The 14,936-nt window shown below is 40.8% G+C and carries 9 protein-coding genes; 5 read left to right on the top strand and 4 right to left on the bottom strand.

The genetic code is table 11. The features are described from left to right. Positions 1-33 precede the first annotated feature (33 nt). The gene (ligD, locus tag GO816_RS17190) at positions 34-2,115 is read right to left on the bottom strand and encodes a DNA ligase D (protein ID WP_157543180.1); all 2,082 of its coding nucleotides are present in this window, start codon (positions 2,113-2,115) and stop codon (positions 34-36) included. A 307-nt stretch (positions 2,116-2,422) separates the two neighbouring features. On the opposite strand from ligD, the gene GO816_RS17185 reads away from it, so the two are divergent. The 4 genes from GO816_RS17185 to GO816_RS17170 all read left to right on the top strand — a co-directional run bounded on the left by GO816_RS17185 (position 2,423) and on the right by GO816_RS17170 (position 9,702). Continuing rightward, positions 2,423-3,001 (top strand): RNA polymerase sigma-70 factor, encoded by a 579-nt coding sequence (locus GO816_RS17185; protein WP_157543179.1) that lies wholly within the window; start codon positions 2,423-2,425, stop codon positions 2,999-3,001. Between the two features lie 135 nt (positions 3,002-3,136). Next, a complete protein-coding gene (locus GO816_RS17180; protein WP_157543178.1) occupies positions 3,137-4,132 on the top strand; it encodes a FecR family protein in 996 nt (331 codons plus the stop codon). 176 nt (positions 4,133-4,308) lie between these two features. Continuing rightward, positions 4,309-7,716, top strand: a complete 3,408-nt coding sequence (locus GO816_RS17175) for a SusC/RagA family TonB-linked outer membrane protein (RefSeq protein WP_198171557.1) — start codon at positions 4,309-4,311, stop codon at positions 7,714-7,716. 15 nt (positions 7,717-7,731) lie between these two features. Then, the gene (locus GO816_RS17170; protein WP_157543176.1) at positions 7,732-9,702 is read left to right on the top strand and encodes a RagB/SusD family nutrient uptake outer membrane protein; all 1,971 of its coding nucleotides are present in this window, start codon (positions 7,732-7,734) and stop codon (positions 9,700-9,702) included. A 66-nt stretch (positions 9,703-9,768) separates the two neighbouring features. Here GO816_RS17170 and GO816_RS17165 read toward each other — a convergent pair whose 3' ends face one another. The 3 genes from GO816_RS17165 to GO816_RS17155 are packed head-to-tail and all read right to left on the bottom strand — an operon-like array spanning position 9,769 to position 11,478. Continuing rightward, positions 9,769-10,272, bottom strand: a complete 504-nt coding sequence (locus tag GO816_RS17165) for an MOSC domain-containing protein (RefSeq protein WP_157543175.1) — start codon at positions 10,270-10,272, stop codon at positions 9,769-9,771. A gap of 8 nt (positions 10,273-10,280) precedes the next feature. Next, entirely contained in the window at positions 10,281-10,664 is a 384-nt protein-coding gene (locus GO816_RS17160) for a DUF3037 domain-containing protein (protein WP_157543174.1), read from the bottom strand. Next, the gene (locus GO816_RS17155; protein ID WP_232336609.1) at positions 10,642-11,478 is read right to left on the bottom strand and encodes a HipA family kinase; all 837 of its coding nucleotides are present in this window, start codon (positions 11,476-11,478) and stop codon (positions 10,642-10,644) included. Before GO816_RS17155 ends, GO816_RS17160 begins: the two co-directional genes overlap by 23 nt. 407 nt (positions 11,479-11,885) lie before the next feature. Between GO816_RS17155 and GO816_RS17150 the strand changes: the two genes are divergently transcribed. Further along, positions 11,886-14,936, top strand: a complete 3,051-nt coding sequence (locus tag GO816_RS17150) for a SusC/RagA family TonB-linked outer membrane protein (protein ID WP_157543173.1) — start codon at positions 11,886-11,888, stop codon at positions 14,934-14,936.

Below are 14,936 nucleotides of genomic sequence, written 5' to 3'. Positions count from 1 at the left end.
GATCAACCGCATTCGTAGAGTGTTAAGCTTGAATTATTTAAACAGCGAGTTAGCCTTTGTTAAAACTTTATCCAAATTTATGCCCTTGCCCAATACAGGCTTAAATAAATCGCCTTGTTCTTTAAGGCGTTTAACGGTGTTGTGAATAGTAAAGTCCTTCATGGTAAGTCCGGCTTTAACTTCATCCCAGTGTAGTGGCATTGAAACGGTTGCGCCGGGTTTAGGTCTTAATGAGTAGGGGCAGGCAATAGTAGCTCCCGGGCGGTTTTGTAAAAAATCCAGATACATTTTACCGCCGCGGTTGGCAATTATACGTTCAATACTTGTAAACTCAGGTAATTGCTCGTTTACAATATGTACCAGTTTTCGAGCAAAATCCTGTGATTCATCGTAGGTGTATTTGGCAGCAAGTGGTATGTAAATGTGTAATCCTGTTGAGCCAGACGTTTTCGGATATGATGGCACACCAATAGCCTCAAGTACTTCATGCACTTTTTGGGCTGCTTCAATAACCTGGTTGAAAGTATTTTTATCCGGATCCAGGTCAATCACGCAATAATCAGGATGGTCGGGTGCCGCAGTGCGACTAAACCATGGATTCATTTCAATGCACCCCGAGGTTGCTGCCCAAAGTAAGGTATCCTCATTGTTGCCAACCAAAAACTCCTTGTGCTTACCATCACTGGTGGTGTAAGGGTAAGTTATGGCCCACTCCGGCGCTTTGTCCTTCACATTTTTTTGGTAAAAGTTTGGTCCGTTAATACCACCTGGAAAGCGGTTGAGCGACAGCGGTCGATCTTTAAGATAAGGTAAAATGTATTCGGCAATCTGATAATAATAATTGAGCATGTCGCGCTTGCTTATATTATCTTCCGGCCAGTATAGCTTTTTTAAGTTGTTGAATTTGATATTATGCCCGCAAACAGGGCGTACCTGGCTTGCTTCGTTAGGGTTAAGCAATGTGTTACGGTCTCTAACCTCCGGGGCTTTAAGCGCTTTAGCAAATGCTTCGCTTGCAGATTGAGTTTTGGTAACAGCATCAGTGTGCTCTGTAATTTCCCGTACTACATCTTTGGCTTTTTTGTCGGGCCGCAAACCCTTAAATGATGGCTGCCTGAATACGCCATCAGATGTAATTTCGCTAAATTCAATTTCGCCAACCAGTTTGGGGCTTAACCAGGTGGCAACAGCTTTAGGCGGGTCGGGACGAAAGCGGGATGGTTTGTTAATATCAGGAATGGTTTTAAAAGCACTTTTCTCAACAATGTAAGGTTGAAATGCATCCATTAGCTCCTGCTGCATCTTCTTATTAAATCCTGTTCCAACCTTGCCGGTAAATTGCAGTTCACCATTTTCATACACACCTAATAATAGGGAGCTGAAAAGTTTGCTGGTACCCTCATTAACGGTGTAACCTGAGATAATAACCTCCTGGCGCTGGTGTACTTTTATTTTAAGCCAGTCTTTCGAACGGAGATCGGGAGTATAAGTGCTGTTTCTTTTTTTAGCAATAATGCCTTCCAAGCCTAGCTTTTCAGCATCTTTAAAAAAGGATTTTCCATTGGTAGTGAATACCTGACCAATCCGTACCCGGTCGTCGTTAGCTGGCAAAATAGATTTTAAAATTGTTTGGCGCTCAACTAAGGTAAGCTGTGTAATATCTTTGCCATCGTACCACAAAAGGTCGAAAACATAGTACACCAATGCGCCATCAGCTTCGCTTCTCCAATTTTGTAGTTCGCCAAACTTTGATACTCCTTTTTTATTGAGTACAAGTATCTCACCATCAAGCACAGCGTCCAGCTTCCAGGTTTCAAGCAAATGATGTATAGGGTAAAACTTTTCAGTAAAGCTTTTATTATTGCGCGATAGGAGGCTAACTTCACCTTCGTTTAAAACCGCCAACGTGCGGAAGCCATCCCACTTAACTTCAAATTGCCAGTTTTCATCATCAAAAGGCTCATCTACAAGGGTAGCCAGCATGGGCTTCACTTGTATAGGTATAGCACCTTTTGGTGCCTTTTTAAGCAAAGCCGAAATATTTGTTTTATCCACATTGTTGTTGGCAGCTTTTTGGGCAAGCTTGTCAAGTGTTTTGGCTTTATCGTTTTGCATATAAAAGGCTTTATTAGATATACACCTACTAGCTCTATAAGTTTTGAGGTTGAAATTACAGCAACTTGTAAAACGCTGTAAATTAAAAACCTTAAAGCCCAAGCATGACACTACAGGATAGTAAATGCTGAAATATTATTTACGTTAGTTGCACCAATTGCTAATCTGTTTTTTATAGCCAATTTTTCATTTGTTATTAAGCAGTATGTTTCCTTAAATGCGCTTGTATTACCATACAGGGCTGGTTTTTTTGGTTTTTTGATTTTTAATAAAGTTGACTTTTTAACTGAATAGTTTTTACAGAAAAATGCCCAACGTACAAAGCCTGAATGATGTAGAGTTACTGGAGCTGATAAAGGCAGACCACGAGCAAGCCTTTAAGGAAATCTATGACCGTTACTGGAAGCAGCTTTACTCGTTTGCGTATAAGCGGGTTAAAAGCCGAGAGGTGGCAGAAGAAATAGTACAGGAGTTTTTAACTAACTTTTGGGCAAACCGTAACAAACTGAAAATACAAACATCGTTTGAAGGATATATTTACACTTCAGTTAAGCATTTAGTGTTGAATTACTTTGCCCGCGAAAGCCGTAAGAGCATTGTGTTTGAAAACATATCATTGACCACCTCACACGCCGATTATTCAACCGAGCAGATTATAAGGTTACACGAGCTGAATACCGTAATAGCAAAAGAGGTAAGCATTTTGCCCGAGAAGTGCCGTTCGGTTTTTGAACTGAGCCGTATGCAAAATAAAACCAATAAGGAAATTGCTAGCACCCTTGGCATTTCAGAGAAAACGGTAGAAGGTCATTTGAGTAAAGCCATTAAGCGTTTGAAAGTAAGCGTAACACTTATGGTTGCATTACTTTCATGTATGCTATATTAATCTTCAGCTTTTTCTCGCTCTACATTTATCCGAAAAAAATTTAGCGGGCATGCAAGGGTAAGGCAGGGTTTAGTTGTCATATACTATATAAACCAATTAAACTAAGCTTCTTAACCTGTAATTGCACGCTATGGTATGAAAATTACCCCTCAACTTATTCGTAAATATTTAAATAACACTTGTACACCGGAGGAGAAGGAGTTTGTAGATGAGTGGTACAATAGTTTTGACGAACATCCTGACCCGCTTCGATTTTTAGATGAAGTTGAGCAGGAAGGTTTGAAGCGTTCAATGTACAATCGTTTTACGCAAAGCGTTGAACAAAAGCGTGAAAAGGGGGGCGGCAGCTTTTTTAGTGGTAAGTTGTACGCTGTTTTTTGTGCAGCAGCAGGAATTGCCGCCTTGTTATTACTAATAGTAAAAATTGCCGATACCAGGTCAACAACAATTGATGCTCAACCAACAAATTTAAAAGCCAATGTTACTTTTAAAAACACCGGCTCAAGTATATTAAAACGAATTCTTCCCGACCGCAGCATAGTTTGGCTGAACCCCGAAAGTGCAATTACCTATCCCGACAAATTTGATGACCATACACGTGAGGTTAAGTTAACCGGCGAAGCTTTTTTTGAAGTAACTAAAGATAAAGCTCATCCCTTTATAATAAACAGCGGCGAGCTGATTACGCGCGTTTGGGGTACCAGTTTCAGGGTTAAAGCATTAAAAAATGCTCCTGCCGAGGTTTCGGTTGTGACCGGAAAAGTATCGGTTACGCAAAGTGAAAAAGGGCAGGAGGTTATGCTTGTAGCCAACCAAAGGGTAACGCTGCTTAATCACAATAAAATGGTTAAGCATGAAGGCAAACAAATTGAAAATGAAATGCGGATTTGGAAAAAGGTGTCCCTGTCGTTTGAAGATGCCCCATTGAGCAAAGTGTTTGCAGCACTTAATCAGCGTTTTGGTATTCGTATTTACACTAAGGAAGCAAATCTTAATGCGTTGACGTTTACTGCCGACTTTACCGATCAAAGTTTGCCTGCTATACTTGAAATGATCAAAGAATCAGTTAATGCCGCTTACCTGGTTGACGACGATAAAACCTTTGTATTTAAATCAAATACCACATTATAAAATGCATAATTCACTAAATATCAATGAATAAAAGAGAAGACGATTTGAAAACCTGATGTCGGTTAGTTATGCAGGGGAACACCCGGTAATTAAGTACAAGCCGATTATTTATTTAAAAACAACCAATTTAATGTATGCAATATCATTTACTAACTCCAACTAACTGCCTGAAGATTATGAGGATAACTTTGAGCCAGTTATTTATTGCATTAATACTCTCAACAGTGGCCTATGCCAAGAGTAGCAATGCGCAAATCCTTGATAAAATAGTAAGTGTTACTATTAATGAACCAAATTTAGAAAGCGCAATTAAAGCGCTGGGAGAAAAAACAGGCGTAAAGTTTGTTTACAGCAAAAGTATTATTCAAAACAACGCTAAAATCAGCTACACAGCTACAGGGCAAAGGCTTGATGCCGTTTTGAACAATATTTTACCCGATCAAATTAGCTATCAACTAATCAACGACCGTATTGTATTGGCAAAAAAGCAATCGGTTGCAGCTGCCGAAACATCTGTAAGTACTCCGGTATCGGCCCAGCAGCCCCCCGTACAAATCAAAGGTAAAGTTACCAGCGATAAAGGTGAAGAATTGGTGGGCGTAAGTGTAACCATCAAAGGTTCAACCACCGGTACTATAACTGATGTAAACGGTAACTTCTCTATCACTGTGCCTGATGCAAATACTGTATTAGTGGTTAAATACGTTGGCTTCACAACACAAGAAGTAACTGTTGGAACCCAAACTAACCTTGATATAAAACTAATTACCCAGGCCAGTAACCTGAGCGAGGTAGTTGTTGTAGGTTACAACGTGGTAAAACGTTCAGATGTAACGTCATCTGTAGTAAGTATAAACGCACAGGAAATTCGCTCAAGGCCGGTAGCTAACGCATTAGAAGCTTTACAAGGTAAGGCTTCGGGTGTTGATATCAGATCGGCTGAAAGGCCAGGCACCTTAGGTCAGGTACGTATACGTGGTGTACGTTCAATTACCGCTACAAGTGATCCGTTGTATGTTGTAGATGGTATTCCACTAAATGGCTCTATAGAAAATATTAATCCTAATGATATTGAAAATATCGACGTTTTAAAAGATGCATCAGCAACGGCGGTATATGGCTCGCGCGGTGCAAATGGTGTCATATTAGTAACTACCAAGCGAGGAAAGGCAGGTAGGTTATCTTTAGATTATGTTGGGACAGCTACCATCGAGACATTGCATAACGCACAGGAGATGATGAATTCTGCTCAGTATATTGAGTTTAGAAGAGATGCTTACCGTAGAGTGGGATATTTGAACCCGGCAGCTAATGCTAACTCAACTTATCCTTTAACACCCACTTTAGCTGATGACAGAAGGATTTTTGGCCAGGATGCTGTAGCTTTTGCAAACATAGAAAAAGGTTGGGCTAACGGAACGTTTGATGGTAGCCTTGTGCCAACCACCAACTGGGGTGACATGGTTAAAAAAACAGGCGTAACTCATGATCACATATTAAGCGCAAGTGGTGGTACAGATAAAATGACTGCATATGGTTCTTTTGGCTACCTGCGTCAGGATGGTACGCAAGTAGGACAAAACTATACTCGTTACAGCTCAAAAGTAAGTGTTGATATAACGCCTACCAAGTGGTTTAAAATGGGTGCCAGTATAAACGCAACTTTCAGTGCGCAGAATTATGGATTCCAAACCTCCAACGCTACCGGACCAGGCCAACTGTATTCTGCTGCATTAGGAATGTTACCATACGCGGTACCTTTTGACGCCAACGGTAACCGTATAAATTTACCTGGCGGAGATGTTAATATTCAAAATCCTATCGGTGAAGAGAAATACAATATTGACCTGCGTAAAACTACACGTGCTTTAGGCTCATTTTATGCTGAGTTAAGCATTTTGCCGGGTTTAAAATACCGTTTGCAGTTTGGTCCTGATCTAAGTAATTATAATAACGGACGCTATCAGGATGCCTTATCTATTAACCGTGGCGCCGGCCAGGCAGGTTCTACTAACCAGGCTCAACTTGCTCAGGGTAATAGAATGACATGGACACTTGACCACCTTCTTTATTACAATAAGTCGGTTGGTAAGCATGACTTCGGCCTTACTTTGTTACAAAGTTCGCAATCAAACCGTGAGGAAAGCTCAGCAATGACTGCAACTAAACTTCCTTACACCAAACAATTGTGGTACCAGTTAAATTCGGTTTCGGCTCTTGATGCATTTAGCTCAAACCTTGTTGATTCGAGACTAAATTCATACATGGTACGTGGTAATTATACGTTTGACAATAAGTACATACTTACTGCATTTGTACGCTGGGATGGATCATCGGTATTGCAGCCAGGCATGAAGTGGGATTCTTTCCCATCGGTTTCAGCGGGCTGGCGTTTAGATCAGGAAGATTTTATCAAACAGTTTAGCTGGATTGATGCATTAAAGGTACGTGTTGGAGTTGGTACAGTTGGAAACGCTGCAGTAAGACCTTATACAACTATTGGTGCTTTACAAACGCTTTACTACACGTTTGGTCCAAATGTAAGCCCGGGTTATGTATCGTCTGACGCATCACTGGCCAATCCAATTTCACTTCCAAATCCAATTGGTTGGGAAAAAACAACGCAATATAACTTAGGAATTGAATTTGGTGTTTTAAAGAACAGGATTAATGGTGCTATTGATTTGTACACTACCAGTACCTCAGACCTGTTATTAAACAGAGGTATTTCGCCTATAAATGGTTATCCTTCTGCTTTTGATAACATAGGCAGAACTTCTAATAGAGGTATTGAGATTACCGTAAATACAGTTAACGTAAAAACTAAAGATTTTACCTGGACAACAGGCCTAAATTTCTCTGCTACCAGAGAGAAAATTGAAGAACTTTCTTTAGGAAAGGTTAACGATGTATCAAACGGATGGTTTATAGGTCAGCGTGTTCAAACTTTTTATGATTACGAGAAAATTGGTATCTGGCAAGATACTGAGGACGATCAGCGTGAAATGTTGAAATATCAACAAGCTTCAAGCACTCCAACGCGCCGTGTATTTTATCCGGGTGATATTAAAATCAAAGATCAAAACGGTGATTACCGTATTGATGCAAATAATGACCGCGTATTCAGAGGAAGCCGTAGCCCGAACTGGAACGGTGGTATGACAAATACTTTCAATTACAAAGGCTTTGAATTATCTGCATTTGTATTTGCCCGCTGGGGGTATATAATTGATGCAGGAGCAGAGTCACTACAAGGCCGGTTTGCGCAACGCGTGCTTGACTATTGGACACCAACAAACCCAACAAATGCTTACCCATCGCCAAATTATAATAGCGCAGCTGGAGACGTTTACCGTACGTCAATGAACTATCAGGATGGTTCATTCATAAAAATACGTAATATTTCTTTGGGATATTTTTTGCCTACCAAGCTTACCCAAAAGCTCAATCTATCACGCGTAAAGGTATATGCTCAGGCACTTAACCCGGGTTATATTCATAAGTCAGTTGATTTTATTGATCCGGATACTCAAAGCGCAATTTTTAACAGAGGCTTTGTATTTGGTGTAAACGTAGGATTTTAATTGCAAACACAAATCATGAAGAAATTAGCTAAATTAATATACGGCGCCGCAGCAGTCACCACACTTATGGTGATGCCTACAAGCTGCAAAAAAAGCTTTTTAGATGAAAATCAATTAACAGCTTTAAATACTGAAGATTTTAAGACAACCTTTGGTTTAGACGGGTTATCAGTTGGTATGTATCAGAGTTTACGTTTCCATTTCAATTATGAATGGGCTTATTCAACTACAAACTATGGCACCGATGAGTTTGCCGTTGGGGGCGACCGCACCATGCAAATGTGGAACTCTTATGATGCTAACCTTAACAGTTTCATCGGTGATGCTGCAACCGTTTGGAGCAATATGTACGGCAACATAAACTCTGCAAACATTATGATACAAAATGTGCCGCAGTATTATGAGGGAGCAAATAAAAATACGCGTTTAGGCGAAGGCTATTTTATGCGTGCCTTTGACTACTTTAAATTGGTTAAACAATTTGGTGGTGTGCCGCTTAAGCTAACTACATCGTTAACTATTGAAGAAGAATTTCCACGTAATACAGCGCAGCAGGTATATGATCAGATAATAGCCGACTTTACACAAGCCTACAGTTTATTGCCTGCAACTCCAGCCGAAAGGGGCAGAATAACCAAATGGGCAGCTGCTCACTTTTTGGCAAAAGCTTATCTTTTTAGAGCAAGTGAAATCAATAGTGATTGGAATGCAAGCACTAAAGAAGCAGACTTGAATAAAGCTATACAGCTTTGTGATGAAGTAATTAATACAAGCGGTAAAAGCCTTGCAAATAATTTTAGTGATTTATGGAATTTCACAACTCCTGACGGACCTAATGAAACACTTTCAGAAGTTATTTTAGCAGCGGAATTCTCAAATAATACTGCAACGCAAGGCCGATATGGTAATCAAATACATTTGTACTATCCGTCAATATACCAGAATTTGCCTGGTATGGTGCGTGATTTAGCGGGCGGTCGTGAATTTCAACGTTTGCGCTCAACTGATTACGCAATGGATGTATACGATCGTGTAAACGATTCACGTTTTTGGAAAAGCTTTAAAACGCGATATATTGCCAATAATGCAAGTGCCAGCAGTTATCCTAAATGGCCTGCAGGTCATCCTCAGGCAGGTCAAAATAAATTCTCAATAGGCCAGGAAGGAATTCTCTACATAGTTAATAATGCTGGCGATGCCCGTTATACAGCTGCTAACATTACATTGCGTGCACCGCACATGTTTGTAAGATACTTTGCAGGTCAGGCTGAAAACTTCCAGGGTAATCATGGCAATTACGAGGCAAGCCGTTACGTAGCGTTATCGAAATTTATGGATGGCTCGCGTAATGCTGTGGCATCACAATTTGGTACACGTGATGGTATTTTAGCTCGTTTGGCTGAAACATATTTGATTGCTGCAGAAGCTTATGGACGCCTGGGCAACTATGGTGCTGCTTTGCCTTACATTAATAAAGTGCGTGACCGTGCCGCTTATAAAGATGGCGAAGATCGTTCGTTTTATGTTGACGGGGGAGTTTCTTATAAAACCAATCCTGCTGTTAGCCCTACTGCACCAAGTTCTTATTCTGATCGTAACACTTATTACGAATCAAACAATATTGCAACGCCTGTTACTACAAATACTCTTAACAGCATGCATATAAATAGCGTAGGTGATATTTTAAATTCCAACCGCGAATTTTACACTCGTATTGGCGCTGCCTCAGATGCAGATAAGTTTATGGCATTCTTACTGAATGAGCGTTCGCGCGAATTAATGGGTGAGTTAATGCGTTGGGAAGATTTAGCTCGTACACGTACTTTAATCGCTCGCGCAAATGCGTTCAATGACGAAGCACGTCCTGTTGCTCCAAAGCATTTATTAAGACCAATACCTCAGGCTGTTCACCTTGATTTAATCAAGAAAAATGGTCAACCGCTAACATCAGCAGAAAAAGCTGCGGAGCAAAATCCGGGTTGGTAATAACTTTTTGGTTTACATAGTAAAACCCCGTTCTGATTAATTTCAGGCGGGGTTTCTTTTTAAGAATTATGAAGATTGCTCGACAAACACCTTATCATTAACACCAATGTTGCCACCTTGCAGTATCCTGGCTGTGATACCCCCATGTCCTCGCATGGCATTGTAACCTCCGGGGCCAAGTATGTCCTCCATACGCGAGCATGGGTGGCAATCGCCAGTATACTCCAGCAATACATTTCCAACCCAAAAGTGCCGGTCTTTAAGTGAATGCAAGTTAATGCCTTCAACCACAATGTTGCGGCGCAGCATATCCGGCGTTAAGTGCGCTAACTGCATTACCGATGCTACCAGATCTATATGTTCTTGTTGTATAAGGGTAACTTGTCGCTTGCTTTTTTCCGAACCTGAAAAGTGATCGCCTGCAAGTCCTTTAAGAGTAATTGCCTCCACATTTTGTACTGAAAGCAGAGGCGCTCCTCGCTGAGGCCTTACGCCAATCCAGGTTACCAAGCCCTGTTGGGGTAGGGTGTCCATCAATTTTTGCAGTGGCGAATTTGGCGATAGCTTCATTTTTTTGGTTATAACGCTAAACTTTCATGTAACCTCAATAACGTTTTCGCCGGATCGGTACAAAAACCAGGATGAACTTTGGAGGACTGAACTACAGTGCTACGTGTTGCTGTTAGCCACCTGAATCTTGATGCAGCATCAAGTTTTCCAATAGCTCCAGCAAAAGCTCCACCATTACATATTTTTTCAAATGCGCCCAGGTTTGCAGCTACATCTTCAACATCAACCATTTTGCAAAAAGATTGAAGTCTCTCAATGTCTACATGATACCGGCACTGCAAAAATCTTAGTTTGGCGCAGTACAATATCACCCCAACGTTTATAAACTCTTCGCGCTCCACCCTTGGCATAACGCGTATAACCGCATACTCAAATAAGTGTTGCTCTGGCATTTTGTGCTTCTTTAATAAATACGGAGGATGCGGCAAGGCGCGTAGTTAAAAACTTATAATAAACTTCACGTCGTTCAGAGGGCGATTGATCAGATGATGAATCTGATAGCCAATCATCTGGTATGAGGTTGGTTATGGCTTTTATGCTTTCAGGCGTTAATATGGTTTTGAACTCCTGGTCTGCCTCATTAAGTTGAGTAGCCCATTGCAGCAAAACATGATCTTTAATTTGAGCAAAAGGACGTTTAGCCTGCTCTTCCCAATTATGCCATGAATGATGGAAATATAATGATGCTCCATGATCTATAAGCCAAAGCTCTTTGTGCCACATCAACATATTGGTGTTACGTGGGGTGCGGTCAACATTGGTGAGTAAGCAATCAAGCCACACAATTTGCGAACATAGTTTAGCATCAAGTTGCGTTAAAACCGGATCATAAGTAATAGCGCCTGAAAGGTAATGTAGTGCCAGGTTAAGGCCGGTACTTGCCTTAAGTAAATCTTGAATTTCTTCATCAGGCTCTGTACGGCCAAAAGCTGTATCAAGGTTTGCAAACACTATCTCAGGAATTTTAAAGCCTAGTAAGCGTGCAATTTCGCCACCAATAAGCTCGGCGATTAAGGCCTTTACACCTTGTCCGGCACCTCGGAATTTTAATACATACAAAAAATTATCGTCTGCCTCGGCAATGGCCGGGAGGGAGCCGCCTTCGCGTAAAGGCGTTACATATCTTGTTACGTTTACCGAGCGTAACTTGCGCATATCGTCGTTTTCCATTAGCGATGTGATATCGGCAAAGATATGATTTAGCATTTAATCACTTATCAATTGGATTTTAGGTCACATGCTTATTGCTGTCCATAATGAAAGCTTGATTTAAATAGTTGTCGTTAATTGAAAAAAGCCTTTTTCAGCTTATACAATCTTATGCTATAGATTAAAACCACATTTTGCTATTCTAATTAAATTCTAACATTTTAATTAAAATGCTTAACCTTAATTGATAATATTTTACAAACATTAGGGAAAATTTCATAATAAGAAAAGGTGCTAACACCTACTTTTGATGAGCAATCCCGAACGTTTTTGCAGCTCCCCGATTAACCTGACAATCAATATTTTATTTATTGTTTTTCAAATGTGGTATCTGATACCGCGTGAGTGTATTGGGTATAGGTGAAGAATGTAGGCTCGTTTGGCTCATTGAAAAATTTATTACTATGAAAAAACTTTATTTAATGTGTTTACTGCTCATTGCAGTAATGGGCGTTCAAGCTCAAACGCGCACGTTTAGCGGTCGGGTTTTGGACGCCGGTAACAGCGATCCGCTAATAGGTGCGGCTGTTACTCTGCAGGGTTCAACTACTGGCTCAATTACTGATGTTAACGGCAAGTTTTCACTTAATGTTCCGGCTGGTAATGTTACGCTTGTAGTTAAATACGTAGGCTATGCAGACCAAACCGTAACCTTTACCGCAAACGATCAGGATGTGACCGTTAAACTGGCTGTACAGCAAAATGCGCTTGAAGATGTGGTAGTGGTTGGTTTTGGTACCATTAAACGTCGTGATCTTACCGGTGCTGTTGCCTCAGTTAAGGCATCAGACATTGTAAGAGCGCCAACGCATAACCCGCTTGAAGCCATACAGGGGCGTGCGTCGGGTGTTGATATTACGCGTAGCTCTGGAGCAGCAGGTGCTGGTGTAAACGTTCAAATTCGTGGTACCCGCTCTATTCCTAATGCTTTGAATACAGCAAACGGAATTAACCCTAACGCACCATTGCTGGTTGTGGATGGAGTTCAAAACGGTGGCAATATTAATAACATTAACCCTAATGATATAGAAAGTATTGAAGTATTGCAAGATGCATCTTCAACAGCTATTTATGGTTCGCAGGGTGCCAACGGTGTAATTATTGTAACTACTAAAAAAGGTATTTCCGGCAAAGCCAAAGTATCTTATAATGGTTATTATGGCGTTAACGGCTGGACTCAGTTTCCACAACCGCGCCAAGGCGAATCATATATCAATTTGCGTCGTGAATCTTTCCGTTTGCCTGATGGCACTATACCTAATGATGCCACTGTTTTTCCAAACGCGGGAGAATTACAAGCAATTCAGGCTGGTCAAACTGTGAACTGGATGGATTTAAGTACCCGTAATGGCCAGCAGCAAAGCCATACGGTTTCGGTGAGGGGTGGTAATGATAACACTAAAGCATTCTTCTCATTGGGTTATTTTAACGAGCAAGGGCAGTTACGTAATCAAGATTATAACCGCTATAATTTCAGGTATAATATAGATCAAAAAATTAATAACTGGATTAAAGCAGGTATAGTTGGTCAGTTAGCTTTCACTAAAACTAATGCCCGTCGCGATCCGCTTTCAAATGCGCTGACAGCTTTCCCGTTTGGTGTTCCATTTAATGCTGATGGCTCAGTTAAAACTAATCCATTAACTGACGCTTCAGGAAATCCAGTAACTGGATTCTTGAGTCCTTTAACTGATGAACGTGCTTTTGCAGCTGTTGACGAAGCGGTTGCCAATGAAATAAATGCAACTGCATTTGTAGAGTTGAACCCAATAAAAGGATTAACCTTCCGTTCAAATCTCGGCACAGTACTAGGTAATAGTCGCCGTGGTGTATTTAATGATGCACAATCGCTTACTCAAGCCAACCCAAGATATTCTGAAGCTTATATTCAAAATAATAATACCCGTTATTACAACTGGGACAATGTTTTGACTTACACTCGTGATATTAAGAAGCATGGCTTTACAGCAACAGTTCTGTCAAGTTACATTCACAGCGACGGAGAATCAGTTGAAGCTAGAGGCCGTAACCAAACTATTAATGCCCAAACTTTTTACGGTTTACTAGGCACTGACCCAACTACGCGTACTATAAGTGCTCCTTATACCCGTTTTGATCTATTGGCATATGCAGGCAGGTTTAACTACAGCTATGATGGTAAGTACCTTTTACAAGCTACCATGCGCTGGGATGGTGCATCGCGTTTGGCACCTGGAAACAAGTGGGATTCTTTCCCATCTGTATCGGCAGGCTGGGTGTTAAGCCGCGAAGACTTTATGAAAAATGTTAGCCAGCTAAATAATCTAAAACTGCGTGCAAGCTATGGCATCAGCGGTAACTCAACTATTCCGCCGTATGGTACGCAAAGCTTATTAGTGCCTATACAAATGGGTTTTGGTAACGTTGGTGTTCCTGCCTATGCTTTTGGAGGCGATATTGTCTCACCGAACCTGGGTTGGGAAAAATCAAAAACTATTGATATTGGACTGGATGTAACTGCATTTAACAGCCGGGTTACTGCCGCTATAGACTGGTATTTGACAAAAACATCAGATTTGCTTTTCCGTCGTTCATTACCGCAATCAACCGGTCAGCAGTTTATTTACCAAAATATTGCATCAACCCAAAATTCAGGTATTAACATCACATTAACCACGGTAAATATTCAAACCAAAGATTTTAAATGGTCAAGTACAGCAACTTTTTCACACAATGCTGAAAAGATAACAGGTTTGATTGATGGCCGTAATATATTGAGTACTACTAATCCTGAGCGTGAATCATTATTCATAGGTTCGCAGGTACAATCATTTTATACTTATCGTAAAACAGGTATTTGGCAGCTAGGCGAAACCGGGACCCGCTTTGGTAGCACAACTGGTACTCAATACCAGCCTGGTGACATTAAAGTGCAGGATTTAAATAATGATGGTGTGATTGATGCCACAAATGATCGCACTGTAATTGGACATGCACAGCCAAGATGGTTTGGCGGCTTTCAAAACACATTTACCTACAAAAACTTTGATTTGAATGTGTTTATGGTTGCACGTTACGGACAAACAGTGTATGGAGAGTTTTTGGGACGTTATGATCCGTCAGGAGCACAAAACGGACCGGACAATTTTGATTACTGGACGCCAACTAATCCAACCAACGATTTCCCTAAACCTGGACGCGGCAACCTATCTAATCTTTATAATAATAACTACCAGTCATTGTTATTTATAGATGGTTCTTTCCTGAAAATCAAAAACGTTTCTTTAGGTTATACATTTCCAAAAAGCCTGACTGATAGAATTAAGATAGGTACGCTAAGGGCGTATGCTACCGCATCAAACATGTTCACGTTCACCAAAAATAAACTGTTAAGAGACTACGATCCTGAAAGAGGCGGAGCGGAGTCATCACCGTTGAGCCGCCAGTTAGTGTTTGGTGTTAATGTTGATTTTTAA

Origin of the sequence: Mucilaginibacter aquatilis, assembly GCF_009755275.1 — a bacterium.
In the GTDB taxonomy this organism is placed as follows: Bacteria; Bacteroidota; Bacteroidia; order Sphingobacteriales; family Sphingobacteriaceae; genus Mucilaginibacter; species Mucilaginibacter aquatilis.
This window is presented reverse-complemented; position numbering and strand designations above follow the sequence as displayed.